At 50.6% G+C, this 24216-nt stretch carries 24 protein-coding genes, 2 tRNA genes and 1 other RNA gene; 17 read left to right on the top strand and 10 right to left on the bottom strand.

From position 1 onward, the window contains the following. The first annotated feature begins 255 nt into the window (after positions 1 to 255). The 4 genes from VHA_RS08465 (at position 256) to VHA_RS08450 (ending at position 3665) form a co-directional block, all read left to right on the top strand. On the top strand, positions 256 to 1026 hold the full coding sequence (locus tag VHA_RS08465) for an ABC transporter ATP-binding protein (RefSeq protein ID WP_005503553.1): 771 nt from the start codon (positions 256 to 258) through the stop codon (positions 1024 to 1026). 85 nt (positions 1027 to 1111) lie between these two features. Beyond that, positions 1112 to 1876, top strand: coding sequence for a transporter substrate-binding domain-containing protein (locus VHA_RS08460; RefSeq protein ID WP_005503552.1), 765 nt, complete (start codon positions 1112 to 1114; stop codon positions 1874 to 1876). Between the two features lie 353 nt (positions 1877 to 2229). Further along, the gene (locus VHA_RS08455; RefSeq protein WP_005503546.1) at positions 2230 to 2931 is read left to right on the top strand and encodes an ABC transporter permease; all 702 of its coding nucleotides are present in this window, start codon (positions 2230 to 2232) and stop codon (positions 2929 to 2931) included. An 11-nt stretch (positions 2932 to 2942) separates the two neighbouring features. After that, on the top strand, positions 2943 to 3665 hold the full coding sequence (locus tag VHA_RS08450) for an ABC transporter permease (RefSeq protein ID WP_005503545.1): 723 nt from the start codon (positions 2943 to 2945) through the stop codon (positions 3663 to 3665). A gap of 134 nt (positions 3666 to 3799) precedes the next feature. Here the strand turns inward: VHA_RS08450 and xthA are convergent, their stop codons facing one another. After that, positions 3800 to 4606, bottom strand: coding sequence for an exodeoxyribonuclease III (gene xthA / locus VHA_RS08445; protein WP_040528729.1), 807 nt, complete (start codon positions 4604 to 4606; stop codon positions 3800 to 3802). Positions 4607 to 4814: 208 nt separating this feature from the next. Between xthA and VHA_RS08440 the strand changes: the two genes are divergently transcribed. Beyond that, the gene (locus VHA_RS08440; RefSeq protein ID WP_005503543.1) at positions 4815 to 5783 is read left to right on the top strand and encodes a glutathione S-transferase family protein; all 969 of its coding nucleotides are present in this window, start codon (positions 4815 to 4817) and stop codon (positions 5781 to 5783) included. Positions 5784 to 5836: 53 nt separating this feature from the next. Here VHA_RS08440 and VHA_RS08435 read toward each other — a convergent pair. Together VHA_RS08435 and VHA_RS08430 are read right to left on the bottom strand one after the other, a co-directional pair. Then, positions 5837 to 5921: transfer RNA gene (locus VHA_RS08435), tRNA-Tyr, on the bottom strand. A 59-nt stretch (positions 5922 to 5980) separates the two neighbouring features. Beyond that, positions 5981 to 6065 (bottom strand) — tRNA-Tyr (locus VHA_RS08430). Between the two features lie 246 nt (positions 6066 to 6311). Between VHA_RS08430 and VHA_RS08425 the strand changes: the two genes are divergently transcribed. From VHA_RS08425 to VHA_RS08415, 3 genes are all read left to right on the top strand, one after another. Next, positions 6312 to 7379, top strand: a complete 1068-nt coding sequence (locus tag VHA_RS08425) for an efflux RND transporter periplasmic adaptor subunit (RefSeq protein ID WP_040528727.1) — start codon at positions 6312 to 6314, stop codon at positions 7377 to 7379. Beyond that, positions 7380 to 10508 (top strand): multidrug efflux RND transporter permease subunit, encoded by a 3129-nt coding sequence (locus VHA_RS08420; protein ID WP_040528516.1) that lies wholly within the window; start codon positions 7380 to 7382, stop codon positions 10506 to 10508. A gap of 127 nt (positions 10509 to 10635) precedes the next feature. Then, on the top strand, positions 10636 to 10953 hold the full coding sequence (locus VHA_RS08415; RefSeq protein WP_005503540.1) for a DUF1244 domain-containing protein: 318 nt from the start codon (positions 10636 to 10638) through the stop codon (positions 10951 to 10953). A gap of 119 nt (positions 10954 to 11072) precedes the next feature. Here the strand turns inward: VHA_RS08415 and queC are convergent, their stop codons facing one another. Next, a complete protein-coding gene (gene queC, locus VHA_RS08410) occupies positions 11073 to 11771 on the bottom strand; it encodes a 7-cyano-7-deazaguanine synthase QueC (RefSeq protein ID WP_005503538.1) in 699 nt (232 codons plus the stop codon). A gap of 308 nt (positions 11772 to 12079) precedes the next feature. Then, the gene (locus tag VHA_RS08405) at positions 12080 to 13147 is read right to left on the bottom strand and encodes a PLP-dependent cysteine synthase family protein (RefSeq protein WP_040528725.1); all 1068 of its coding nucleotides are present in this window, start codon (positions 13145 to 13147) and stop codon (positions 12080 to 12082) included. Between the two features lie 242 nt (positions 13148 to 13389). On the opposite strand from VHA_RS08405, the gene VHA_RS08400 reads away from it, so the two are divergent. The 3 genes from VHA_RS08400 (at position 13390) to VHA_RS08390 (ending at position 14782) form a co-directional block, all read left to right on the top strand. Next, the gene (locus tag VHA_RS08400) at positions 13390 to 13854 is read left to right on the top strand and encodes an Lrp/AsnC family transcriptional regulator (RefSeq protein WP_005503534.1); all 465 of its coding nucleotides are present in this window, start codon (positions 13390 to 13392) and stop codon (positions 13852 to 13854) included. Between the two features lie 68 nt (positions 13855 to 13922). Further along, positions 13923 to 14126 (top strand): hypothetical protein, encoded by a 204-nt coding sequence (locus tag VHA_RS08395; protein ID WP_005503532.1) that lies wholly within the window; start codon positions 13923 to 13925, stop codon positions 14124 to 14126. Between the two features lie 32 nt (positions 14127 to 14158). Then, complete coding sequence (locus tag VHA_RS08390; RefSeq protein WP_005503529.1) at positions 14159 to 14782, top strand: helix-turn-helix transcriptional regulator; 624 nt, start codon at positions 14159 to 14161, stop codon at positions 14780 to 14782. A gap of 46 nt (positions 14783 to 14828) precedes the next feature. Here the strand turns inward: VHA_RS08390 and VHA_RS08385 are convergent, their stop codons facing one another. Beyond that, on the bottom strand, positions 14829 to 15212 hold the full coding sequence (locus VHA_RS08385; protein WP_005503528.1) for a VOC family protein: 384 nt from the start codon (positions 15210 to 15212) through the stop codon (positions 14829 to 14831). 100 nt (positions 15213 to 15312) lie between these two features. Continuing rightward, entirely contained in the window at positions 15313 to 16179 is an 867-nt protein-coding gene (tesB, locus tag VHA_RS08380; RefSeq protein WP_005503527.1) for an acyl-CoA thioesterase II, read from the bottom strand. A 268-nt stretch (positions 16180 to 16447) separates the two neighbouring features. Here tesB and VHA_RS08375 point away from each other — a divergent pair, with 268 nt between their 5' ends. Further along, entirely contained in the window at positions 16448 to 16867 is a 420-nt protein-coding gene (locus tag VHA_RS08375) for a YbaY family lipoprotein (protein WP_005503526.1), read from the top strand. A 5-nt stretch (positions 16868 to 16872) separates the two neighbouring features. On the opposite strand, the gene VHA_RS08370 is transcribed toward VHA_RS08375, so the two are convergent. Continuing rightward, positions 16873 to 17184: an MGMT family protein gene (locus tag VHA_RS08370; RefSeq protein WP_040528514.1), complete on the bottom strand. Its 312-nt coding sequence runs from the start codon at positions 17182 to 17184 to the stop codon at positions 16873 to 16875. A 107-nt stretch (positions 17185 to 17291) separates the two neighbouring features. Here VHA_RS08370 and VHA_RS08365 point away from each other — a divergent pair, with 107 nt between their 5' ends. From VHA_RS08365 to VHA_RS08355, 4 genes are all read left to right on the top strand, one after another. After that, entirely contained in the window at positions 17292 to 18026 is a 735-nt protein-coding gene (locus VHA_RS08365) for a VP0952 family biofilm-associated protein (RefSeq protein WP_005503524.1), read from the top strand. A 136-nt stretch (positions 18027 to 18162) separates the two neighbouring features. Next, positions 18163 to 18259, top strand: an RNA gene (gene ffs, locus VHA_RS18645) — signal recognition particle sRNA small type. 470 nt (positions 18260 to 18729) lie between these two features. Further along, complete coding sequence (locus VHA_RS08360; protein WP_040528723.1) at positions 18730 to 19692, top strand: transposase; 963 nt, start codon at positions 18730 to 18732, stop codon at positions 19690 to 19692. Between the two features lie 299 nt (positions 19693 to 19991). Further along, entirely contained in the window at positions 19992 to 20294 is a 303-nt protein-coding gene (locus VHA_RS08355; RefSeq protein ID WP_040528512.1) for a helix-turn-helix domain-containing protein, read from the top strand. Positions 20295 to 20467: 173 nt separating this feature from the next. On the opposite strand, the gene VHA_RS18960 is transcribed toward VHA_RS08355, so the two are convergent. Both VHA_RS18960 and VHA_RS08345 read right to left on the bottom strand, forming a co-directional pair. Further along, positions 20468 to 20821, bottom strand: a complete 354-nt coding sequence (locus VHA_RS18960; RefSeq protein ID WP_040528510.1) for a hypothetical protein — start codon at positions 20819 to 20821, stop codon at positions 20468 to 20470. Between the two features lie 61 nt (positions 20822 to 20882). Continuing rightward, positions 20883 to 21233, bottom strand: coding sequence for a hypothetical protein (locus VHA_RS08345; protein WP_040528508.1), 351 nt, complete (start codon positions 21231 to 21233; stop codon positions 20883 to 20885). 988 nt (positions 21234 to 22221) lie between these two features. Here VHA_RS08345 and VHA_RS08335 point away from each other — a divergent pair. Then, positions 22222 to 24183, top strand: coding sequence for a RecQ family ATP-dependent DNA helicase (locus tag VHA_RS08335; protein ID WP_005503519.1), 1962 nt, complete (start codon positions 22222 to 22224; stop codon positions 24181 to 24183). Positions 24184 to 24216: the final 33 nt, after the last annotated feature.

The following is a 24216-nucleotide window of genomic DNA, read 5'->3' as shown; positions in this document are numbered from 1 at the left end:
TCAAGCGATTGATAAGTGTCCCAATCTGTTTAATTATGCATTAAAAATGACTTACTTTTTACCCACTTAAAGGTTAACAAATTGTTGCTGAGTGAACTAATGGATGTTATTTTTACATAAAACGGGCAACTGTAGTGAATTGTGTTGTGGCACGGCAAAAAATCACAATTTATGTCAAAACCATGCTGGGCTTTGACATTCCCAAAAGGTAGACATAAGGCACGACGTGCTGACAGAAAGACAGGAGTCAAGCGCATGACGGAAGCAGTAGCGCTACAAGTCAAAGATCTTCACAAGACCTTTGGTCAACACGAGGTGCTAAAAGGGATTTCACTGGACGCACACCGTGGCGATGTCATCTCTATCATTGGTTCATCCGGTTCAGGAAAAAGTACTTTCCTTCGCTGTGTCAATTTGTTGGAGACACCAACGGCAGGCGAGATTCTGGTAAATGGTGAGCTGATTGAAATGAAAAATGGCCGCAACGGTGAAGCCATGCCTGTCAGTGACAAGCAGGTTCAACGTATCCGCTCACGCCTTGCCATGGTATTCCAGGGCTTTAACCTCTGGTCCCACATGACAGTTATCGAAAACGTGATTGAAGCACCTATTCACGTTTTGGGTGTGTCCAAAAAAGAAGCGTTGGAGCGCGCAGAAGCGTACCTGCAGCGTGTTGGTCTTTGGGAGCGCCGTGATTATTACCCCGGTCACCTTTCCGGTGGCCAGCAACAACGTGCCGCCATTGCCCGTGCACTGGCCGTTGAACCAGAAGTACTGCTGTTTGATGAACCCACCTCTGCCCTCGACCCTGAACTGGTTGGGGAAGTGCTGAACGTGATGAAAAGCCTCGCCGAAGAAGGACGCACTATGTTAGTGGTGACACACGAAATGGCTTTTGCGCGTGATGTATCTAACCACGTAATGTTTTTACACCAGGGATTAGTGGAAGAGCAGGGTGATCCTGCCAAGCTGTTTACGGATCCTGAATCGGAGCGGTTACAGCAGTTTATTTCTTCAATTTACTAACAAACCCTCAATGCGTTTAAACGCATACAGCAGATGGCAAGGGAGTACCGCCATCTGGATGCAATATCCATAAGGAGATAGAAAGATGAAAAAATGGTTAGTGGCTGCTGCAGTTACTGCTGCACTGGGTGCAACAGCTGTTCAGGCAAAAGAGTGGAAAGATGTGCGCATCGCTGTGGATGTACCTTATGAACCTTTCGAATATAAAGCGCCGGACGGCACGCTGACAGGTTTCGAAGTGGATCTGGGTAATGCTGTATGTGAAAACGCAAAACTGAACTGTAGCTGGGTTGTTCAGGCGTGGGATGGCATCATTCCAGGTCTTCAGGCCCGCAAATACGACGTGATCTTCTCATCAATGTCCGTAACCGAAGAGCGTGCTAAACAGGTGCTGTTTTCTGAACCCTACTACAACACCCCAAGCGGCTTCTTCGCACCAAAAGGCTCAGGCCTGAACCCGGCGGATGTTGATTCCCTGAAAGGGAAGCGTATTGGCGTTCAGCGCGGCACTGTTCAGGACAATCACGCCACAGACACCTACGGTAAGGTTGCCGAAGTGAAGCGTTATACTACCAGTGATGATCTGGTGCTTGACCTTCAAGGTGGTCGTCTGGATATCGTACTGCTTGACTTCCCTGTCGGTGAGTCTGCCATCCTTGCCGGTAAAGACGGTGACCGTTTTGAAGTGGCTGGCGATAACGTGCAACTGGGCAACGGTATCGCAGCCGCATTCCGTAAGCGTGATAAAGCGCTGGCCGCGATCTTCAATAAAGCGCTGGCGGAAGTCAAAGCTGACGGTACGTATGATGAGATACGTAAGAAGTATTTTGCCTACGACATCAAAATGTAAATCTGCTGTGCTGTTGGGGTGATAACTGCGTTGTCTCCGCTAACTCACCACGGTCACATAGAAACTATGCTCCCGTGGATTCGTTAGCTTGACGCCTTGTTCTGACCCCAACATCTTTGCAGATTGCAGCAATCTTTAGTAGACGGGGTGATAGCTCCAACTACTTTGCAGTATCTGCTAGCCGTAATTGACGGTTATTAGCAGATAGTACGGCCTTGATTCGTTAAGGTTCAAGGCTGATAAAGCGTTAGGGGGAGCAGGATTCGCTCCCTTTTGGCTGATACGCGAAGGCTGGATACAAAAATCCATAAAGCGGTAGTGTCGCTATCGGTTTATTCGTGCAGGAGGAAAGGATGTTAGATCTGCATGGTTACGGCCCGTCTATTTTTATGGGCGCAATTCTTACCGTCGAACTGGCGGTGCTTTCTGCAGTGATTGCCGTATTACTTGGATTGGTAACGGCAATGGCCCGTCTTTCAAAGAACCGTGTTGCCCGTGGCGTGGCGACGCTTTATTCCACCGTCGTGAGGGGAGTGCCTGATCTGGTGTTGATGCTGCTGATCTTCTTCGGCGCACAAATCATGATGAACAATATCTCTGACTGGCTGTATGAGCATTATGAGATTGACGTATTTTTCAATATCGATGAATTCACAGCCGGTGTCTCGACGATTGGCTTTATTTTTGGCGCCTACATGGCCGAAACCTTCCGTGGTGCGTTTCTGGCTGTTGACCGCGGTCAGCTTGAAGCTGGAACGGCGTATGGCATGAGTCCGTGGATGATCTTCCGTCGCGTGATGTTCCCGCAAATGATGCGGCATGCCCTGCCAGGCATTGGCAATAACTGGCTGGTGTTGGTGAAAACCACGGCACTGGTGTCCGTGATTGGGCTGGCAGACATGACCCGCCTTGCCAAGGAAGCGGCTGGCGCGGTGAACGAACCGTTTAAATTCTTTATTCCGGTAGCGATTGTCTACCTGCTGATCACCTCGGTGTCTGAGCTTGGTCTCAAACGCCTGGAGCGTAAGTTCAGCGCCGGTGTAGTTAGGGGCTGAGGAGACGCGGAATGTTAGAATCTATCTATGCTTATCTCGATCAAAACGAAATCTTTACTTCGACCACCATTCTCCATTACTGGAGCGGTCTGACCGTTACTGTACAACTGGTGTTCCTGTCACTGGTACTGGGACTTATTGTCGCCGTGCCGCTGGCAATAGCAAGAGCGTCAAAGAATCCCTGGGTTAACCGTCCCGTCTGGTTCTTCGTGTATATCTTCCGTGGCACTCCACTGCTTATTCAGCTCTATCTTATCTACTATGGTGTGGCGACAATTGAAGGCATCCAGCAGTCAATGTTCTGGGCGGTGGTCGAAGATGCGTTTTATCCCTGTCTGCTGGCGTTTGTACTTAATACCGCAGCTTACACCACAGAAATACTGCGTGGCGCGATGGTCGCGACCCCGGCTGGGGAAATTGAAGCAGGCAAGGCGTATGGTATGTCGCGCTTTACCATCTTACGCCGCATTATCCTGCCGTCTTCCTTTCGCCGGGCATTGCCAGCGTACAGTAATGAAGTGATTTTCATGCTGCATGCCAGCTCGATTGCTTCTGTCGTGACCATTATCGACCTGACGGGCGCTGCGCGTGACATCTATGCGCGTTTCTACGCGCCGTTTGATGCTTTCCTGTTCGTGGCTGCCATTTACCTGTGCCTGACATTTGCCATTGTTTACGGCTTTAAGCGCTTAGAGCATCGCTGGCACAGGCACCTGAGACCGTTAGTTAATTAAGAGCAGGCCCTGGATCCTAGGAAAAAAGGTCCTAGGAAGAGCAAGAGCCTCAGAGTAAGTAAATTCTTTTCGTTTCTAGCTTTTAAGCTCTACGCCTCTCTAGGACCCAGGACCATCTCTTCCTAGGTTCCGCTCTACTTGAATGTGGCCCAGATCGGTGCATGGTCAGACGGTTTTTCAATACCACGCAATTCGTAATCAATACCGGTATCGATGCAATCGACAGCCAGGGAAGGCGTTGCCAGGATTACGTCAATACGCAGGCCACGGTTGTCATCAAAGCCGCGTGAGCGGTAATCAAACCACGAAAACTTGTTATCTACATCCGGATATTGCTGGCGGAAGGTGTCAACGAATCCCCAGTTCATCAAAGTTGCCAGCATTTCGCGTTCTTCCGGCTGGAACGAACACTTGCCGGTTTTCAGCCAGCGCTTGCGGTTGACTTCACCAATACCGATATCCAGATCGAGGGGGCTGATGTTAATGTCGCCCATCACAATCAGTTTCTCGTCGTTGGTGTGCGAGGCGTTCAGGTATGTCATCAGATCCTGATAGAACTTGCGCTTGGCCGGGAACTTGGTTTCGTGTTCGATGTTCTCACCTTGTGGGAAGTAACCGTTCAGCACGGTCACCTCACTGCCGTCTTCTTGCTTGAAGGTTGCCATGATCATACGGCGCTGGGCATCTTCCCCATCGGTCGGGAAACCTTTTTGCACCCGTACTGGCGTTTGTTTACACAGCATCGCCACGCCATAGTGGGCTTTCTGGCCGTGGAAGTAGACCTTATAACCCATGGCTTCGACGTCCTCGACCGGAAAGGCTTCGTCATGCACCTTGATTTCCTGCAGGCCAATCACATCGGGTTGGTGTTTTTCAATCAGCGCCTGAAGTTGATGAAGGCGGGCGCGCAGTCCATTGATATTAAAAGAAATGACTTTCATGCTGCTGTACTTCTCTGTTGTCTGACGTGCGTTGAGTTGCACCAGTTTATCTGAAATCTTCCGCCGACGCAGGACATTAGCGCCCAGCGCTGTCACCTTCGGATCACTGCGTTCATTCGAATTTTTAGAATAACTCTGACAACGGACGCCCGCCGACATCCCGGTATAGCTTACATATACTGGAGTTAAATGCTTAGAGGAGATGGATATGGGCAAGCTAGTGGAAGGCATCTGGCATGATGTCTGGTATGACACAGCGTCATCCGGCGGAAAGTTTGTGCGTGAGGACGCCGGTTTTCGCTCTTGGGTGACCGAGAATGGTGAGCCGGGACCTGGCGGAGAGGACGGCTTCAAAGCCGAGTCAGGCCGTTACCACCTTTATGTGTCGATGGCTTGTCCCTGGGCGCACCGCACCCTGATTTTCCGTAAGCTTAAAGGACTCGACTCCCACATTACTGTGTCTGTCGTGAGTCCGGATATGCTGGAAAATGGCTGGGAGTTCAGCGAGCCTGAACCACTATATGGTTTCCGCTACATGTATCAGGTGTACACCAAAGCCAAACCGGATTACAGCGGTCGCGTGACGGTGCCTGTGCTGTGGGACAAGAAAACAGAAACCATCGTCAGCAATGAATCGTCTGAAATCATCCGGATGTTTAACTCTGCATTCAATGCACTGACAGGTAACAACGATGATTATTACCCGAAAGCGCTGCGTGGTGAGATTGATGCCTGGAATGACGACATCTATTCCAATATCAACAACGGTGTTTACCGCTGTGGTTTTGCTACTACTCAGGACGCGTATGAAGAAGCGTATAACAACCTGTTTGCCGCTCTGGACAAAGTAGACGAGCACCTTGCGACCCACCGCTATTTGGTTGGCGATCAGATCACCGAGGCGGACTGGCGCCTGTTTTCGACATTAGTCCGTTTTGACGCAGTGTATGTGGGACACTTCAAGTGTAACCGCCAGCAGATTGCGCAGTATGACAATCTCCTTGGTTACCTGAAAGAGTTATATCAGGTTACTGGCGTGGCAGAGACAGTAGATATTCACCATATCAAACGTCATTACTATTACAGCCACGCTACTATCAACCCCACACAAGTGGTGCCAAAAGGGCCGGTGCAGGATTTAACCGCGCCGCATGGCCGGGAAAGTATTGGTCGTTAACGTGATGTTCTTTAAACAAAAAATCCAGCTCAATGAGCTGGATTTTTGAATGATGGTGGTGGGAGAAGGATTCGAACCTTCGAAGGCTGAGCCGTCAGATTTACAGTCTGATCCCTTTGGCCACTCGGGAATCCCACCACGAATTTTGTTTGCCTGACCGCGGAAATCTTATTGAACATCGCCGCCGGGCTGAATAATGGTGGTGGGAGAAGGATTCGAACCTTCGAAGGCTGAGCCGTCAGATTTACAGTCTGATCCCTTTGGCCGCTCGGGAATCCCACCACGTTTGCGGGGCGCATATTATCAGACAAGAGAGGGCTGTAAAGCATTTTTCTTTAAAAGACCGCACGTTTGCTGGTTTTTTCGGCGCTAAAACTGATCATGGAAGGGAGAACGGAGATAATATTTGGATATACACCGTTAACAGATGCGTAGCGGCACAAATCTTTTATCTCATTTACATTTCTTTACCGTACACAGGATAAGCATGGAGTAGACTACCCCAGGTTGTTATTCATGGTTAATAAAATGAAAAATAAAGTGCTTTTCACTGTCGTTGCGCTTCTTGGCACTGCAAGCTTTTTTGCTTTTCAGGGTCAAAGTGGTGCAGCAGATAAATCTTCATCGCGCCCGGCAAGACCAGCGATTGCTGTTGCCACCGCTGAGGTGGAATCCCGCCCGGTAGCGCGAAGCCTCTCGTTGATAGGAAACCTTAAATCTGAAAACTCGGTGATCATTGCTTCTGAAGTGGTGGGCAAGATAGACGCTATCTACGTTGAAGCTGGTCAGCAGGTCAAAAAGGGCGATCCTCTGCTGACGCTCGACAGTGCCAAATCTGAAGCGGCAGTGGCTGAAGCAAAGGCGTTTTACGACGACGAAGTGCGCAAACTCGGTGAGTTTTCCAAGCTGCATAAACGCGGTGCGTTAACCAAAACGGAGCTTGATGCCCAACAGGCGAGTGTTGACGTTGCCAAAGCCCGTCTGGATGCTGCCAAGGCAGAGCTTGACGATCGCTTTATCAAAGCCCCGTTTAGTGGCACGGTGGGCCTTGTTGATATCACCCGTGGACAACTGGTATCTATCGGCGAAGCCCTGCTTCATCTTGATGATCTGTCGAAAATGCAGTTGGACGTCAATGTGCCTGAGCAGTACCTGCCTGAACTCAGTAAAGACATTGAGGTTGTTGCCCATGCCAAAGCATGGCGTGGGAAAGCGTTTGAAGGCCAATTGACCGCCGTTGACTCTCGCGTGAATGATGACTCACTTAACCTTCGTGCCCGGATTGATATTAACAACGATGAACGCCTGCTGCGTCCCGGTATGCTGATGGAAGCCACCATGGGCTTTGCGCCTGCGGTGAGCGCGGTGATACCTGTTCAGGCCATTGAATATTCCGGCACCAAGCGTTTTGTCTACCGGGTGGATGAGCAAGGCGTTGCTCACCGCACAGAGGTGAAACTGGGGGCCCGTATCGACAATTTGGTTACGGTGGAAAGTGGCCTTGAGATTGGCGATCGCATTGTGGTGCAGGGGCTGGTCAGCATGCGTGATGGCATCAAAGTGGATGATTTAACCACGAAGGGTGAGGGCAAATAAATGTGGCTCTCAGATGTCTCTGTTAAGCGGCCGGTCGTCGCGATTGTCCTGAGCTTGCTGCTGCTGGTGTTTGGTATTGTCTCTTTCAGCAAGCTTGCGGTGCGCGAATACCCGGATATCGACAGCCCGGTGGTGTCAGTGATGACCCGCTATGCCGGTGCCTCAGCCAGTATCATGGAAAGCCAGATCACCCAAGTGCTGGAAGATGAACTTTCCGGTATCAGCGGCATTGAGGAAATCACCTCGGTGAGCCGCAATGGCATGTCGCGCATTACGGTGGAATTTGACATTGACTGGGACCTGACCGAAGGGGTCAGTGACGTGCGTGATGCGGTGGCGCGTGCACAGCGGCGCCTGCCCGATGAAGCCGACGAACCTATCGTGTCTAAATCCAATGGCTCTGGCGAAGCCTCTATTTATATCAACCTTGCGTCACCGGAAATGGATCGTACCCAGCTCACTGAATATGCCCAGCGGGTATTGGAAGACAAATTCAGCCTGCTTAGCGGGGTCAGTTCGGTGGAGCTTTATGGCGCGCTTTATAAAGTGATGTATGTGCGCCTTGACCCGGTATTGATGGCTGGCCGCGGCGTAACCACTTCTGATATCACCGATGCACTTCGCCGTGAGAACCTGGAAAGTCCGGGCGGTGAAATCCGCAACGATGTGACCAAAATGACGGTGCGCACCGAGCGTCTCTACCAGACCCCGGAAGATTTTAATTATCTGGTGGTGCGGACTGCAAATGACGGCAGCCCGATTTACCTCAAAGATGTGGCGGATGTTTATATTGGTTCGCAGAACGAGAACGCGACCTATAAAAACAATGGCGTGAACAACCTCAGCCTTGGGATTGTGCCTCAGTCAGACGCCAACCCGCTGGATGTGGCTGTCGCGGTTCGACAATTGGTGGATGAGTTCCAGCCTTTCTTGCCACAGGGGACATCGCTCTGGATTGATTATGACTCTACCGTGTTTATCGAACGCTCAATCGATGAGGTTTACAGCACCCTGTTTGTGACCGGCGCGCTGGTGGTATTGGTGCTGTATATCTTTATCGGGCAGGCAAGGGCGACCTTAATTCCTGCGGTGACCGTGCCGGTATCTCTGATCTCCGCGTTTATCGCAGCGTACTTCTTTGGTTTCTCCATTAACCTGTTGACCCTGATGGCGCTGATCCTGGCTATCGGGCTGGTGGTGGATGATGCCATTGTGGTGGTGGAAAACATGTTCCACCATATCGAGAAGGGCGAGACCCCGCTGGTGGCTGCATTCAATGGTACGCGCGAAGTTGGCTTTGCGGTTGTGGCCACCACTGCCGTGCTGGTGATGGTGTTCCTGCCTATCTCTTTTATGGAAGGCATGGTCGGTAAATTGTTTACCGAGTTCTCCGTGCTGCTGGCGATGTCGGTGATTTTCTCCTCGGTGGTGGCGCTTACGCTCACTCCGGTGCTGGGCAGCAAAATCCTCAAGGCCAATGTAAAACAAGGTGCGTTCAACCGACTGATTGACAACGTCTTTGACCGTCTCGAGAAGAGGTATCGCTCTCTGGTGACGGTAGCGGTGAATGCGAGGTTTGTTGCGCCGCTGATCATCCTTGCCTGTATTGGCGGCAGCGCCTACTTGATGAAAAACCTGCCTGCGCAGCTGGTGCCTCAGGAAGACAGGGGGGTGCTGATGGCCTTTGTCAAAGGGGCGGAAGGCACGGCTTACAACCGCATGGTCGGTAACATGGAAGAGATAGAACGCCGGTTGATGCCGTTGGTGGAAAAAGGGCTCCTGACATCCATCAGCATGCAGGCTCCGGCGTTTGGTGGCATGGCTGGCGATCAGACCGGTTTTGTCATCATGCAGCTTGAAGACTGGGACAACCGTGACCAGACCGCAGAGCAAGTATTGGGGGAAGTGCGTAACGCCTTGGGCGGTATTCCTGATATCTTTATGCGTGCCTTTATGCCGGGCTTCCGTGGTGGTTCGAGCGAGCCAGTCCAGTTTATTCTGGGGGGGGCTGACTACCAGGAGCTGAACAAATGGGCCCAGGTGATGCTGGATGAAGCTAAAGCCAGCCCTATCTTTCAGGGCGCGGATCTGGATTACGCCGAAACCACCCCGGAACTGGTGGTCCGTGTTGACCGCAAGCGTGCTGCGGAGCTTGGTATCAGCGCCGATGAAGTGTCCAACACCATGGAAATCATGCTGGGCGGCAAAAGCGAGACCACCTTTGTCGATCGGGGTGAAGAGTTTGATGTCTACCTGCGGGGTGATGAAACGCGCTTCAACAGCAAAGACGACATCAGCCAGATTTACATGCGTACCCGAAACGGCGATCTGGTGAGCCTTGATACTCTGGCCGATGTGCAGGAAATTGCCTCAGCGCAAACGCTGCGCCACTTCAACAAGCAAAAGTCTATTACGCTGACGGCGAACCTCGGCGAGGGCTACACGCTTGGCGACGCGCTGAACTTCCTTGATGCCAAGGCGATTGAACGGCTGCCTGCTGATATTTCGATTAGCTACAGCGGTGAATCGGCAGAGTTTAAAGATAACCAGAGCAGTATCCTGATTGTATTTGGTCTGGCATTGCTGGTTGCCTATCTGGTGTTGGCGGCGCAGTTTGAAAGCTTCGTCAACCCGCTGGTGGTGATGCTGACAGTACCGATGGGGATCTTTGGCGGCTTTGTCGGCCTGTGGCTGACCAATCAGGGGCTCAATATCTACTCGCAAATTGGCATGATCATGTTGATTGGTATGGTGACCAAAAACGGCATTCTTATCGTCGAATTCGCCAACCAGCTCCGTGACCGTGGCGAACCGTTTGAGAAGGCGATTATCGACGCCTCTGTGCGCCGCCTTCGCCCCATCATGATGACAGCGTTTACCACCATTATCGGTGCAATCCCGCTGATTATCTCAACCGGGGCAGGTTATGAAAGCCGCGTGGCAGTAGGTACGGTGATTTTTGCCGGGATGACATTTGCGACCACAGTAACCCTGTTTGTGATTCCGGCGATGTACCGCCTGTTGTCTGTGAAGACCCACTCACCGGGCTATGTGGAAGCGCAGCTCAATGCCGAGCTTGAGAAATGTAAACCTCACCGCCCGGGGCATGGTGATTTTGAACCGCATTAATGAAAACACAGGAAGAGCAGGCCCTAGGTCCTATAATCCTAGGCCTGCTCTTTTGTTTTCAGGCATCCGTTGGTATGTTTTATAACTATAATCACCGAACAAAGAACGAAGACAAAGGAAGCCAGTCATGTCGGATAAACTGACCCCGGAACAACAAGACCAGTTGGATGCAGCGACGTTTCGCCGTTTACTGTCTCACCTTGATAACCACAAAGAAGTGCAGAACATCGATTTGATGATCCTGGCGGATTTTTGCCGTAACTGTCTGGGTAAGTGGTACAAGGCTGAAGCCGATAAGCTGGGGGTGGATGTCAGTGATGAAGAAGCCCGCGAGCGTGTTTATGGTATGCCTTACAGCGAGTGGAAAGAAAAATACCAGTTGCCAGCGACTGACGAGCAAATGGCTGCCTATAATGCACGCCAGAAAGCCAAAGAGGGCAAGTAAGCCATTACTCTCACAGCAGAAAGCGCCGTTTGGCGCTTTTTTATGCTGCTTCATCAGGAAAGCATCCAGGTTTAACCGTTGCGGATACCGTTATTTAAGCATGTCCAGTTTTGGTGTGATCACCTGGCGACAAAAAGGCTTTTGTGGTTCAGTGATGCCGTCACATTCTCTTTGTCACTGAGATAGTCATCCAAGCCTTTCTGGCGAAGGTCACAGGCAGGGCAATCGCCACAGCCTCTGCCAATTACGCCGTTGTAGCAGGTCAGGGTGTTGTCCCGCACATATTCCAGCTTGCCGTATTTATCTGCCAGCGCCCAGGTTTCTGCCTTGTTCAGCCACATCAGAGGTGTGCGGATTTCAAGCTCTCGGTCCATACCAAGCACCAGTGATTTGTTCATTGACTGCACAAAGTCATTGCGGCAATCCGGATAGCCAGAAAAATCGGTCTCACACACGCCGGTGATCACTGTCTGCGCGCCTAATTGGTAAGCATAAATACCCGCCAGTGTCAGGAACAGGATGTTGCGTCCCGGTACAAACGAGTTCGGCAGTCCGTTTTCCTGGAGTTCATGGGAAACCGGAATATTGTCCCGGGTCAGCGAACTGATTGCCAGTTCGTTCAACAGGCCCACATCCATCACTTTGTGCGATGTAACGCCCAGGGTTTTGGCAACGTCACACGCAACCTCGATTTCCTGTTTGTGGCGCTGGTTATAATCAAACGTTATGCAATGCACTTCGTCAAACTCGGACAGCGCCTGAATCAGGCAGGTGGTTGAATCTTGTCCGCCGCTGAAGACGACAACCGCTTTTTTCATGGCAACATCCTTTTCCGGAATTCTGTATCTTGGGCGGGGAGTTTAATACCAATCACTGCAATAGAAAAATGAGTAATGATCTCTCGAGTGGGCTTTTATTGTGTGTGGAGGTGTTTCAGCGTTTCCTGATGGGGCGCCGGAATCTTGTCGTGAGTGACCCCATACTTATCTCGCATACTTTTGCTTTTTTGGTTACAGTCCCAACCTCTAAAGAGTCACGTTTATCATCAATCAAAACAACCACCCAGTGTTATGGAGAGTGGCTGTTCTGAGGCATCAATTCGAGGAACTCAGAGGCCAGATATCTATCAACCAAACCTTTTCAGGTACGCCAGCGTTGGTGTGATATCACCAATATTGGCCTTCACCCATTCCCCATCAAAATAGGTATCAAGGTAACGCTCACCGCTGTCGCAAAGCAGAGTGACAATAGAGCCTTTCTCGCCGCGTGATTGCATTTCTTCTGCCAGCTTCAGTGCGCCATAAAGGTTAGTACCTGTCGAGGCCCCCGCTTTGCGCCCCAATATGTTTTCCAGCCAGTGGATGGTGGCAATGCTGTCGATATCTCTGATGGTTTCCATACGGTCAATCACGCCCGGAATGAAACTGGGCTCAACGCGCGGACGGCCTATGCCTTCAATGTTTCCGCCGCGATTGAGAGTGATTGCGCTGTCGCCGGTTTTGTAGAAATCGTGGAACACCGAGTTTTCCGGGTCTACCACCATCAGTTGGGTCTGGTGGCAGCGGTAGCGGATAAAGCGGCCAATGGTGGCAGATGTCCCGCCTGTGCCGGGGCTCATCACAATCCAGCTTGGCACCGCGTAACGCTCATACTTCATCTGGCTGAAAATGCTGTTGGCAATGTTGTTGTTGCTGCGCCAGTCTGTTGCGCGTTCAGCGTAGGTGAACTGGTCCATGTAATGGCCGTTCAGCTCCTGTGCAAGGCGACGGGATTCGGCGTAAATCTCATCAGAACGCTCAACAAAGTGTGCTTCGCCGCCGTAAAACTGGATTTGTTCGATTTTCTTCTTCGCGGTTGAGCGTGGCACCACGGCAATAAAGCGAAGACCAAGCAGACGGGCAAAGTAGGCTTCTGAAATGGCTGTGCTGCCGGAAGATGCCTCGATAATGGTGGTGTCTTCTTTAATCCAGCCGTTACACAGGGCGTAGAGGAAAAGTGAGCGTGCAAGGCGGTGTTTCAGGCTCCCCGTTGGGTGGGTGCTTTCATCTTTCAGGTAGATGTCGATCTCCGGGAAGTAGGGAAGATCAAGCTTGATCAGATGGGTGTCCGCAGAGCGCTGGAAGTCAGTTTCGATTTTTCGAATTGCCTCGCAAACCCAATGTGAAGAACGAGCAGGGACATTTACTTCAGTCATGATTGCCACACTTTTTGATTTGGATACCCATAGGATGCCGTGTTCAGGCTTCTCCAATGGGTATAGTTACCTGATTACTGACAATATAATCGGTAGCTGGAAGGAAAGTTTTGCCATTTTTTGTCTATTTATCGTCTATCTTAGAAAATAATTCTATTATCAACGGCATTGAGAAAAATAATTCTCCCATTCTTAGTGTGGGAGAATGTTTAACCTGATTTTGCGAAAATGGTAAAAAATTCATGACAATTTCACTGGATAATATCGATCGCCAATTGTTAGATTGGCTACAGCGTGATGCATCGTTGTCACTGTCTGATCTGGCAGAGCGGGTTAACCTCACCACCACACCTTGTTGGAAGCGTCTGAAACGTCTTGAAGACGGTGGTATTTTGCGAAAGCGCGTTGCCCTGCTAGACCCTGAAGCGCTGGGACTCTCGTTCACTGCCTTTGTCCAAATTAAAACCGCTAACCACTCTGAAGCCTGGTACCGCAAGTTTGTGGATGTTGTCACCCCGTTTGCTGAAGTGATGGAGTGCTATCGCCTGGCGGGAGAGTATGACTACATGCTGAAAGTGCAGGTTGCGGATATGGCCGCCTTTGACCGCTTCTATAAAAAACTGGTGAACAGTATCGATGGCCTCACCAATGTGACCTCAACTTTTGCCATGGAGCCGTTGAAATACACCACCGCTTTACCGCTTTAAACAACTCCCAACGGCCTGTATCCACAGGTTATAGGGAAGATAATGTTGGCTCGCGCAAGGGAGGATGAATGCGCATATTCCTGGAACTCGGTTGGTTTTTCCGCATGTGCTGTCAGATTCATTCCGCGCCAACATCAGCCTTGGCCGTGATGTTTCCGATGATGCTATCTGGCAGGCACTGGCGCGTATGCTGGTGGAGAGGCCGTGCGCACCTCGAAGATCTGGAGCAAATAGCCTGTGGCGAGACAGAAATCCATGAAGGGATAGCCTAAACTTTTCTTCACGGGACAAGGCAGGAAAGTGAATGGAAAGCGTTATCGATATCTGGACATCCCACCCGGTAAAAACGGGCACGGCGTATGTGGTGCCAGACGGTTGCCGTGATGTCATTGTGGCTGAAACAGAGGGTGTTAAGCAGGTGTATGTTTCCCCGCTGTTTGATGCCACTTTTGCGGTTGGGGTATCGCCAGATATGGTGATGACAGGCTATCGTTTAGCGCCGGGAACATGGGTGGACGAAAGCGCCTTGCTGGCAGCCATTGGAAAAGACACCGATGATCTTATCGATAAAATCGCTGCGTTTTCACACCGCTGCGACAATGTGGAGGACGTGCTCCTGTGCATTGGTGATCGCCTTGGCTCGGTCGCAGGTATTGCCCGCTCCCTCGGTGTCAGTGAACGCACACTGCAACGCCTTCTGGTGAAAAGCAGTGGCCGTTCGCCACAGTTCTGGTTGCAACTGGCTCGGGTAAGGCAAAGCGCCCGGGCCATTGCAGAGGGCGCGCCGTTTATCGACACTGCGTTTGATGCCGGCTATGCCGATCAGGCGCATTTCAGCCGGGAAATCAAACGCTGGTTTGGTGTAACACCCAGCGAACTGGTGCAAAGGAAAGACCTGACCTGCCAGCTCTATGCGCCGGGGTACTAGGGGCTGTTGGCCCCTTGTTTGCGAGGCAGAGGTATCTGGAGGTTCGTCAGCCACCTACCGGCGTGCAAATCTCGACCAGATAGCCATTCAGGTCACGTACATACGCGGTGGTTTGCCCCCACGGCATGTGCTCAGTGTCTTGTACCAACTCAGCGCCGGCTTCAAGTGCCCTGGCAAGGTGTCCGGCGACGTCCCCGGTTTCAAACGCGATTTCGAAATTCGGCGATTGTGCGTTGCCGGAACTTGGGTGTTTGCCAAGCGAGGTCATCAGTTCAAGGGAAGAAAATGCTAGCTTGGTTTCGCCGGTATCCAGCTCACCATAATCACCGCTTTCGTGCAGGAAAGCCCGCGTGCACCCAAACGCTTTCTCGTAAAACGCCAGCGTTTGTTCCACGCTGGGCACATAGAGAATGGTGTATCGAAACTTCATCGTCTGCTCTCCTTATCAGTGTTGAATCCAAACCAGTGTGAACCAAAGGTGGGGAAGGGTCTTGAAGATTCCCGACAGCCAACCCCACTGCAACGGCGGGTTACCCTTTCGGGGTCTGGCGCATCAGGCCTTCCTGAATGGCGGAGGCCACCAGTTCGCCTTTCTGGTTATAGATCTCACCGCGCACCAAACCGCGTGAACCACTGGCAGACGGGCTGTCGATAGCAAACAGCAGCCATTCATCCATACGGAATTCACGGTGGAACCACATAGCATGGTCAATGGTGGCGACTTTCAGCCCCGGTGTCATCAGGGTGACGCCATGCGGTTGCAATGCCGTGACCAGAAACCCCCAGTCAGAGGCATAGGCCAGCAGATACTGGTGAACACGCAAATCGTCATCCATCTTGCCATTGGCACGAATCCACAGGTATTGCTTCGCTTCCTGTTTTCCCGGTGCAAGGGGATTGATCACCACCGCCGGGCGAACTTCAATCGGGCGCTCACCGCCAAAGGTTTCCAGCACTTTTTTCGGCAGATGCTGGGCAATTGAATCCACCAGTTGTTTTTCTGACATCAGTCCTTCCGGCCCCGGCACCTGAGGCATCGTGAACTGGTGTTCAAAACCCGGTTCGTTCATGTGATACGAGGCGGTGAGGTAGAAAATGGGTTTACCAAACTGCACGGCTTTTACCCGCCGGGTACTGAAACTTTTCCCGTCGCGCAGGTTTTCCACATCATACACAATGGGCTTTTCCGGATCGCCGGGGCGCAGGAAGTAACTGTGGAAAGAGTGAACAAAGCGGTCACCCGGCACAGTGCCTTTGGCAGCAGAAAGCGCCTGGCCAATCACCTGTCCGCCATACACCTGTGGCAGGCCGAGATTTTCACTTTGCCCGCGATAAATGCCTTCTTCGATTTGTTCAAGCTTCAGCAGCGCTAATAATTCTTCCAGTTTTGTGCTCATTGTTTTCCCTTGGCCGATGTAGTGTGCAGTTAGCCACGTTATTGACAGAAAAATAACAGATCCCTCGCATTTTTCCGATTAAAAAGAACCTTATCAGCGGCTATGATCCCTAAGGCTTATGAAGGCAAAACAAAAAACGGTTTTGCCTTGCTGCGAATGAGAAACGTGTGATATTTAATCCACAATTTTTGAATGGTTTACTATGCAGTGGTAAACTGTTGCGTACTTTGTCAGTACTATCGAAGCGTATACCCTAGGGAGTTTTACCATGAAAAAGGCCTTTTTTGGATTTTTTGCAGCGTTAACGGCGTTAGCCTTTACTGCCTGTACTGACATTATCAGGGACCCAGACATGGCGACAGTGACTGGTGAAGTATACTACCTGCAGCGTATTGCGTTGCCAGACAATGCCAAACTGACCGTAACGCTTGCAGACGTTTCCCGCGCGGATGCGCCGATGGAAGTGATCAGCAGCCAGTCTTACATGACAGAAGGCCGTCAGGTGCCTTTGCCATTCAGCCTGAGCTATTCACCGTCTGAGATCAAATCCGGCCATACTTATAACGTCAGCGCTCGCATTGAAATCGACGGGAAACTTGTTTTTATCAGTGACACCGCCACCCATGTGATTAATGACCCCGCCCAGACCCAGAATGTGAAGGTGAAGGTAGTCAGCGCGGCGCGTTAACTCTCTCAGGAAGGTTCACCATCCCAACGGAAACGGCGCAAGGAAATGGCGCCGTTTTCTTTTACCTCAACGCCATCATCCAGCAGCTTTTCTCTTTGCCTTTCAAACGCTTCACCTTTCAGGGAAATCCGGCCGCTGCCATTGATCACCCGAAACCAGGGCAGCTTGGAATCCTTGGGCAGCGAAGAAAGCAACTTACCGACATGGCGTGCATGGCGGGGAAACCCAGCTATTTTTGCGATATCACCGTAAGTTGTTACTTTTCCTGGGGGGATTTGAATAAGCACTGCATAGATTTGGTCATCAAAATTGGGCATATTGAAACGAATAGAGACATAATCATTAATACCCAAGATACCTGAACGAAAGGGTTTCGGCGAGGGAAAGGGATTCCAACGTCGGCATAATGCGCAGGAGGTGCTTCATGTGGTATGCAGTAACATTAACGGTGACGGCTGCCGTGATGGTGATGGGCGCAGCCCTGTCATCTGCCTTTGCAGACGGAGATATTCCTCTGCTGGCTTTTGCTATTCCCGCCCTCTTTTTTGCAGGCGCAGGCGGCGTCGCAGTCTGGATTCTAGCTATTGGTTTACTCGGCTTTGGTGCCATGATGCCCTACCAGCCTATAGCGATTTCACTCAGCCTTTGGATGATTCTGCCAGCCTTGGTGCTTATCACCGGTGAGCGCCGCAACTTGCAGGTTTCCCTGTTGGTGCTCTCAGTCGTTATTGCGATGGAATGTGGCGTGCTGGCACTGCAAGGGGACGAGAAACTGGGCGGCGCTATCGGCTACACCCTGATTCAGATTCTTTGCGTGACGTTGGTCTGGGTTGCAACCTACTTCTGGAAACCGGTCAGGAAACTTACCTGGTGGCCGGTATTGCTGATTCTGGTCTTAGTGGCAGGGGGAGAAACCCAGGGGGCTATGTTCGCGTTCTGTGGCAGTGCGCTTGTTCTCGCCCTTCAGGAGCTGCAACGCATCAGCCGAGAACCGCGCAGCGACAAGCTCAGTGTTGTCCTGCCTGCTATCGCGTTTGCAACCATTGTGGTTTTCCCACAGTTTTCGGTGCCCAATCCTGTATTTATCGCTTGGTTATTGCTGCTGACTACCGCCTGGCTGGGGGATTACCTTCTTAACACCGAGCATGAAGAAGAATAGGACGGGCAAATTCTCGCCACTTGGTTACTGAAAGCCGGATAACTCCTTGCATTAGGCGCTACCATCCCACATAATGCGCCCGAACCAACGGTTTCTTTATCAAGAGATTTTTGGTGTATCAAATCTATGGAGGCCTCCTTGGTCCTCCCGCAACACTAACTTGTGAACTGGGTCAGGTCCGGAAGGAAGCAGCCCGCGCTTGGGACGTGTGTGCCGGGATGTGGCTGGGGAGGCTTCCACCCATTGTAGATAGCTGTTTCTGACACCATAAGTTTGCAAATTAGCACCATAAGCTTGCAAATTGACACCATAAGATTGCACAACTACATTTATTTGTAACAATACAACATGCGGTAAATGCCCATGTATCGTCGCAATCTAAAGCACTCGCGCGTCAAAAATCTCTTTAAGTTCTCAAGCTTAAAGAACAATACCGTTCTAGCCTTTTCTAAGGACAGACACGCTAAGAAATACACAAATCTGTCAGTTTCACCATTTCGTTTCACTGTTCTAACTCTGTGCAGTCAAAGGTGAAGCCCGGTTTTAGTCTTTTCTAAGGACAGACACGCTAAGAAATACACAAACCTGTCAGTTTCACCATTTCGTTTCACTGTTCTAACTCTGTGCAGTCAAAGGTGAAGCCCGGTTTTGGCAGGGGTACATTGACCTTAGCAATGGAACTGCACACAAGATGTTTTCACCCATGACCAAAGCCCGCTCTTCTCTGATTAGTGTTGATGCCACACCCTATTACCACTGTGTGTCACGCTGTGTGCGCCGTTCATTTCTATGCGGTGTGGATGAGTCCGCGACCAAAAGCTATGAGCACCGGCGGGGATGGATTGAAAAGCGGCTACTGGCACTTGCCCAGGCGTTCTGCATTGATGTCTGTGCTTATGCCATCATGAGCAATCACTACCATGTTGTACTTCATATCAACTCTGACAACGCAAAAGCTTTGTCACCCGTTGAAATCGCAGAGCGTTGGCTGGCTTTTCACCAAGGGCCGGTACTTATTCAGCGTTGGTTGCGGGAAGATAAACTGTCACAAGCCGAGACAGAGCGCTGCCTTGAGATAGTGGAGTGCTGGCGTGAACGCCTGACGTCCATCAGTTGGTTTATGCGCCTTTTAAATCAGCACATTGCCACCGAAGCCAACCGCGAAGATGAATGTACTGGCCATTTTTGGGAAGGGAGGTTTAAAAGCCAGGCGTTACTGGATGAAAAAGCCCTGGCAGCGGCTATGGCATACGTTGATTTAAACCCGGTGCGCGCCGCGATTGCTGACACTCCTGAGAACTCTGAACACACGTCCGTACAAGCCCGCCTTGATGCATTAAAGACAGAACAACCCACTGCACCTGACCTGTTTCCCTTTGCCGGAAATCCCAGAGAAGAAATGCCCGAAGGTATACCGTTTCGCCTGATGGATTATCTGGCATTGGTTGATTGGACGGGAAGACAACTGCGCGACGATAAGCGTGGCTGTATGGATAGCGCCTTACCGCCCTTGCTTGAACGGTTAGGCTTAACGCCAGATTGTTGGCTGGAAACCTGCACACACATCGAGCGTGGGAATATCATCGGTGCTGAATCTTCAATGAAAGCAGCCTTGCCACGCCTGAATCGACAACGGATATCAGGGCTCCGATTGCCTGATAGTTGATATCCCACGCTCCCCAGAACCTCCAAACAATCAGATGTATGTCTGAGTGTCGTGCTGCCTGAAACTGAAGAATCCCAGACGATTTTCTCTTTTTCTGTGTCTTGTAATGATGCTTGTTCGCACATTGAGGCTAATTGTCATTTGGTTTTGTGTATGGGGTAGCCGTTAGGCTGCTGACTTTCGGTATTTTCTTAGGGTGTCTGTCCTTGCAAATTACTAAAAGCTAAGTATTCCTTAGTACATTTGTGTGCGTCATACTAAGAAAATCTTAGCTACTTATCCTAAGTAGCTGAAGATTTATGGAATCACCTTTCCCAACTAGACTGCGAGCTGCCCGTAAAGCCGCAGGTATGACTCAACAACAGTTAGGCATAAATCTCGGTATGGATCCCAATACTGCCAGTGCGCGCCTCAATCAATATGAGAAAGGCAAACACGCACCAGACTATCAAACAGCCAAAAGACTTGCTGATGAGCTTGGTGTGCCTGTGGCGTATCTGTATTGTGATGATGATTTGTTGGCGTCACTGTTGCTAGCCTTGTGCAAACTTCCCCCCAATAAACAGCAGGATCTGCTGGATGAAATTCGGGCAGACGTCTGATCATTGTCTGTGCAAGAGTTGAAAAAATTAATGGCTTAAAATTGGACAGGAATGGCTTAGAGTTGGTGCTCTAAGCCATGCCTTTCAGATAAGTTGATCTTGGGAAAAACGAAGTAGACGACTTTGTTGTTCGAGAGCATTGGGTGCTGGCGCAGCCAAAAGAAGGCTATTGCCTATTGACCGGAGAAGGGCTCATATTTGTTAGCTTGCTTTCCCCAACCTGATTTTGTACCCGTTATTATCTCTCGTTGAGTAATTTCCATAGTACAAATTTTTATTGCATCACCCGTGATTGATTCAATTTCTCTTGCCAATTCCAACAGTGGTTCAGCTTCTGGGACTTCAATACTATTGTTCTTCGCGACAGAAACGCAAAAATCTTCCCAGTTCTCAGTCAACACTTTTAGTCCTCTACCCACGGTAAGCAAATCCAGAGCAAGCAGACCTTCTATATGTGTTTGCCGTAAGCGACGACTTAACGGCGAAAGCGACAGAACGAAGTAGACAGATTTGTTGTTCGAGAGCATTGGCTGCTGGCGCAGCCAAAAGAATACTATTGCCTATTGACCGAAGAAGGGCTCATATGTGTTAGGAGTGTGGTTCCGTTGGATTCTGGACTGATTCAACAACCGTTACTTTAGGCACGACTACACTATTATTACGTAAGTCTTGATATGTCAGATAAACCAACAAACATGTAGCGACGGCAGATACTATAGCAGCTAGTGCAACGACAACCGTACAACGATGCGACTTAAGAATTACCTTATGTTGCTCTTGTAACATCTCATGACGTTCGCGCGCTTCTTTTTGCTCTTCATCATAATCACCTTTTGTCCGCCATGAGTTCTCAATTGCTGGATTGATGATATGTACTCTAAGGTTCTTTTTGTCACCATTAAGATTTGAGTCAAATACTTTTTGGAACTCTTTATCCATGAAAACTCCTAACGTCACGATAACGGGCGCATATCAAACTGCCCAAACCTATTCAAACCTACGAATTCACATCAGGTTAGACAACCGTCCGCAGTGACAAAGCGTCCCGTTGATTGTTTTGTTAGCTTTCTGACTTCAATTGCTTTTGTAGGTCACTACTAACCTGCTTACATTAGCATTGCCAGTCAGTGGAGCACTTTCGTACTTCTCACCTGATAATAGATTGAGGGCAATATAACACCGCTTACCTGTTCGACCCGATAACCCGAAGGTTACTGAACGAACCTCATACCTCTGAATGGTTCTGTCTTTGCCAGGCGGAGCATATTTCAACTCAATGTAATCACCATTTAAAGACAACTCATAGAATTTATCTACAAGTGATAACGCTAAATAGTAAAAACAGGAAAATAGAAAAATGGTGAATATCGCAATTTTCGCCACTGTATATTTTTGAGTTACCACCAAATATAAGAAAGATAGTGCGCAGAGACTGGCTCCAAAAGTAAGGATTAAATTGTAGTACGCTAGAGGTACATCTTCCGAAACAGATATAATTGTCAAATGTACCTCCCTGAAAGCTAACAATTTATTAGATCCCAAAGTGGGGTAATTAAACACCCCACTTTGGGATTTTTTGCGTATCAGCCGGACACTTGGACTTAGAATAAGCGCATGTTTTGAATAGAGTATCATCATATGCAACAAAATTGATAACGGGAAAATACGACAAAATGGGCTATTTCTGCACACCTCACGATTGGCATTAGGAAATCTATCGAAAACTCCCGAATTGAGGTTGATGAGGTTTGCTTTTCCCGACACGAAAAGGAGCAACTCCCACACCAACCTCCTCCAATTCTCGCCCCGACCAATTGACTTCACCCAAAACACGAGCCTGCCCGGCTTAATCCGCCTTTGTACTCGAAGGGGCGGTTTGCCCGGTGTAGACTGCACGGTGAACTAACCCGTTGAAATGAGGCTCCCCATGCAAACAGGCTCCGCGTATCTACAGACACTCCATCAGGTTTTTAGCTTTGAAAGCTTGCGGGGCGGTCAACAACGAGTGGTGGAAGCTGTGCTGGGCGGGCATTCGGCGGCGGCGATATTTCCGACCGGTTCGGGGAAGTCGCTGTGCTATCAACTGCCGGCGCTCCATCTGCCTCACCTTACGCTTGTTATTTCCCCGCTGCTGGCGCTGATGAAAGACCAGCTGGATTTCCTGCGCAGCAAAGGAATTGCTGCCGCGTCAATTGATTCTTCACTGACTTATGATGAATCCCGCGAGGTGATGCGTTCGGTGAAAGCGGGTGAAACCAAGATCCTGATGATTTCTGTCGAGCGGCTGAAAAACGAGCGTTTCCGTCAGTTTATTGCGTCGGTGCCAATTTCCCTGCTGGTGGTCGATGAAGCGCACTGTATTTCCGAGTGGGGGCATAATTTTCGTCCTGATTACCTCAAATTGCCGGCTTACCGCACCCAGCTCAACATTCCCCAGGTGCTGTTGCTGACAGCCACGGCGACCCCGCAGGTGATTGAAGATATGCGCAACAAGTTCGGCATTGCGCAGGAGAGGGTGGTGGTAACAGGCTTTTACCGCCAAAACCTCGACCTGAACGTGATCCCCTGCGCGGAGAACAACAAAGCCGCAGCACTGCTTGAACTGCTCCAGCGTGCGCCGCAGTTCCAGCCGACCATTGTGTATGTGACGTTGCAGCAAACGGCCGAAAGCGTGGCAGCCATGCTGGGGACAAATGGCATCGCGGCGCAAGCCTACCACGCGGGAATGGCGAGTGAGGATCGCCAACGCATCCAGGACGGGTTTATGCGCGGCGACATTCACTGCATTGTGGCGACTATCGCTTTTGGTATGGGGGTGGATAAAGCCGATATCCGGGCGGTGATCCATTACGATTTACCCAAATCGATTGAAAACTACAGCCAGGAAATCGGGCGGGCAGGGCGTGATGGCCTGCAATCGGTCTGTACTGTGCTTGCCAACCGGGAGTCCGTCAGTGTGCTGGAAAATTTTGTGTATGGCGATACGCCGGATCGCATTGCCATCCGTGCCGTGATTGATGACATCGGCGCAACGCCGCCGGGAAGCACATGGGAAGTGATGCTGACCCGCCTTTCCAAAGAATCCAACGTGCGCCAATTGCCGCTGAAAACCCTGTTGGTGTATCTGGAGCTGGCGGGCATTATCGAGCCGCAATACAGCTATTTCGCTGATTACCGCTTCAAAATGCTGGTGGATGCCGGGCAGGTATTAAACCAGTTTGAGGGTGAGAGACGGCAATTCGTTGAAGCGATTTTCCAGTGTTCGCCCAAATCGCGCACCTGGCACAGTGTGGATTTTGAAGCACTGTGGCAGGGATATCAGGGTGACAGAAAGCGGGCGGTGACGGCGCTGGATTATTTTGCGGAAAAAGGCTGGATCGCGCTTGAAAGCAAGCAGATAACCGATGTGTACCGGGTGATCAACCCTGCACGCTGTCAGGGGGCTCAGGCGATTGAGCTGTGCCGTGAGATGCACAGCTTGTTTCTGTCCAAGGAGGCGTCTGAAATCGGGCGTGTCCATGCCATGTTATCCCTGCTTGAGACAGACACCTGTTTGAGCCACCGGCTGGCAGAATATTTCGCTGATGAACATGCGCCGGCGCAGTGCGGTCATTGCTCGGTATGCCGGGGGAACATTGCGCTGTTGCCACGTGCTGCTGTTCAGGAAAATATTGTTCCGGCTGAACTGCAACGCCTGCTGCAACCCTTGTTGGAGGCGGCGTCTAAAGAAGGTGTAGCGGTTTCTGCCGAAGCGGCGACACGGTTTTTGTGTGGTATTGCCACACCGCTGACCGGGCGTTTACGTGCAGGGAAAATGGAAGGGTTCGGTAAGCTGGCAGCGTATCCGTTTGCACAAGTGAAAGAGCAAGTGGCGGCAATGGGTGTTTAACCCGTTTGGGCGTGCGCCCAATCTGGCTTAAAT

The sequence above is a fragment of the Grimontia hollisae CIP 101886 genome (genome assembly GCF_000176515.1).
Taxonomy (GTDB): domain Bacteria; phylum Pseudomonadota; class Gammaproteobacteria; order Enterobacterales; family Vibrionaceae; genus Enterovibrio; species Enterovibrio hollisae.
Note: the sequence above shows the minus strand (reverse complement) of the source record. Positions and strands in the feature narration are given on the sequence as shown.

Bases quoted from the DNA above. Each gene is read 5' to 3' on its own strand.
- VHA_RS08465 (WP_005503553.1), top strand. From the start codon at position 256: ATGACGGAAGCAGTAGCGCTACAAGTCAAAGATCTTCACAAGACCTTT.
- VHA_RS08460 (WP_005503552.1), top strand. From the start codon at position 1,112: ATGAAAAAATGGTTAGTGGCTGCTGCAGTTACTGCTGCACTGGGTGCA.
- VHA_RS08455 (WP_005503546.1), top strand. From the start codon at position 2,230: ATGTTAGATCTGCATGGTTACGGCCCGTCTATTTTTATGGGCGCAATT.
- VHA_RS08450 (WP_005503545.1), top strand. From the start codon at position 2,943: ATGTTAGAATCTATCTATGCTTATCTCGATCAAAACGAAATCTTTACT.
- xthA (WP_040528729.1), bottom strand. From the start codon at position 4,606: ATGAAAGTCATTTCTTTTAATATCAATGGACTGCGCGCCCGCCTTCAT.
- VHA_RS08440 (WP_005503543.1), top strand. From the start codon at position 4,815: ATGGGCAAGCTAGTGGAAGGCATCTGGCATGATGTCTGGTATGACACA.
- VHA_RS08425 (WP_040528727.1), top strand. From the start codon at position 6,312: ATGAAAAATAAAGTGCTTTTCACTGTCGTTGCGCTTCTTGGCACTGCA.
- VHA_RS08420 (WP_040528516.1), top strand. From the start codon at position 7,380: ATGTGGCTCTCAGATGTCTCTGTTAAGCGGCCGGTCGTCGCGATTGTC.
- VHA_RS08415 (WP_005503540.1), top strand. From the start codon at position 10,636: ATGTCGGATAAACTGACCCCGGAACAACAAGACCAGTTGGATGCAGCG.
- queC (WP_005503538.1), bottom strand. From the start codon at position 11,771: ATGAAAAAAGCGGTTGTCGTCTTCAGCGGCGGACAAGATTCAACCACC.
- VHA_RS08405 (WP_040528725.1), bottom strand. From the start codon at position 13,147: ATGACTGAAGTAAATGTCCCTGCTCGTTCTTCACATTGGGTTTGCGAG.
- VHA_RS08400 (WP_005503534.1), top strand. From the start codon at position 13,390: ATGACAATTTCACTGGATAATATCGATCGCCAATTGTTAGATTGGCTA.
- VHA_RS08395 (WP_005503532.1), top strand. From the start codon at position 13,923: ATGCGCATATTCCTGGAACTCGGTTGGTTTTTCCGCATGTGCTGTCAG.
- VHA_RS08390 (WP_005503529.1), top strand. From the start codon at position 14,159: ATGGAAAGCGTTATCGATATCTGGACATCCCACCCGGTAAAAACGGGC.
- VHA_RS08385 (WP_005503528.1), bottom strand. From the start codon at position 15,212: ATGAAGTTTCGATACACCATTCTCTATGTGCCCAGCGTGGAACAAACG.
- tesB (WP_005503527.1), bottom strand. From the start codon at position 16,179: ATGAGCACAAAACTGGAAGAATTATTAGCGCTGCTGAAGCTTGAACAA.
- VHA_RS08375 (WP_005503526.1), top strand. From the start codon at position 16,448: ATGAAAAAGGCCTTTTTTGGATTTTTTGCAGCGTTAACGGCGTTAGCC.
- VHA_RS08370 (WP_040528514.1), bottom strand. From the start codon at position 17,184: ATGCCCAATTTTGATGACCAAATCTATGCAGTGCTTATTCAAATCCCC.
- VHA_RS08365 (WP_005503524.1), top strand. From the start codon at position 17,292: ATGTGGTATGCAGTAACATTAACGGTGACGGCTGCCGTGATGGTGATG.
- VHA_RS08360 (WP_040528723.1), top strand. From the start codon at position 18,730: ATGACCAAAGCCCGCTCTTCTCTGATTAGTGTTGATGCCACACCCTAT.
- VHA_RS08355 (WP_040528512.1), top strand. From the start codon at position 19,992: ATGGAATCACCTTTCCCAACTAGACTGCGAGCTGCCCGTAAAGCCGCA.
- VHA_RS18960 (WP_040528510.1), bottom strand. From the start codon at position 20,821: ATGCTCTCGAACAACAAATCTGTCTACTTCGTTCTGTCGCTTTCGCCG.
- VHA_RS08345 (WP_040528508.1), bottom strand. From the start codon at position 21,233: ATGGATAAAGAGTTCCAAAAAGTATTTGACTCAAATCTTAATGGTGAC.
- VHA_RS08335 (WP_005503519.1), top strand. From the start codon at position 22,222: ATGCAAACAGGCTCCGCGTATCTACAGACACTCCATCAGGTTTTTAGC.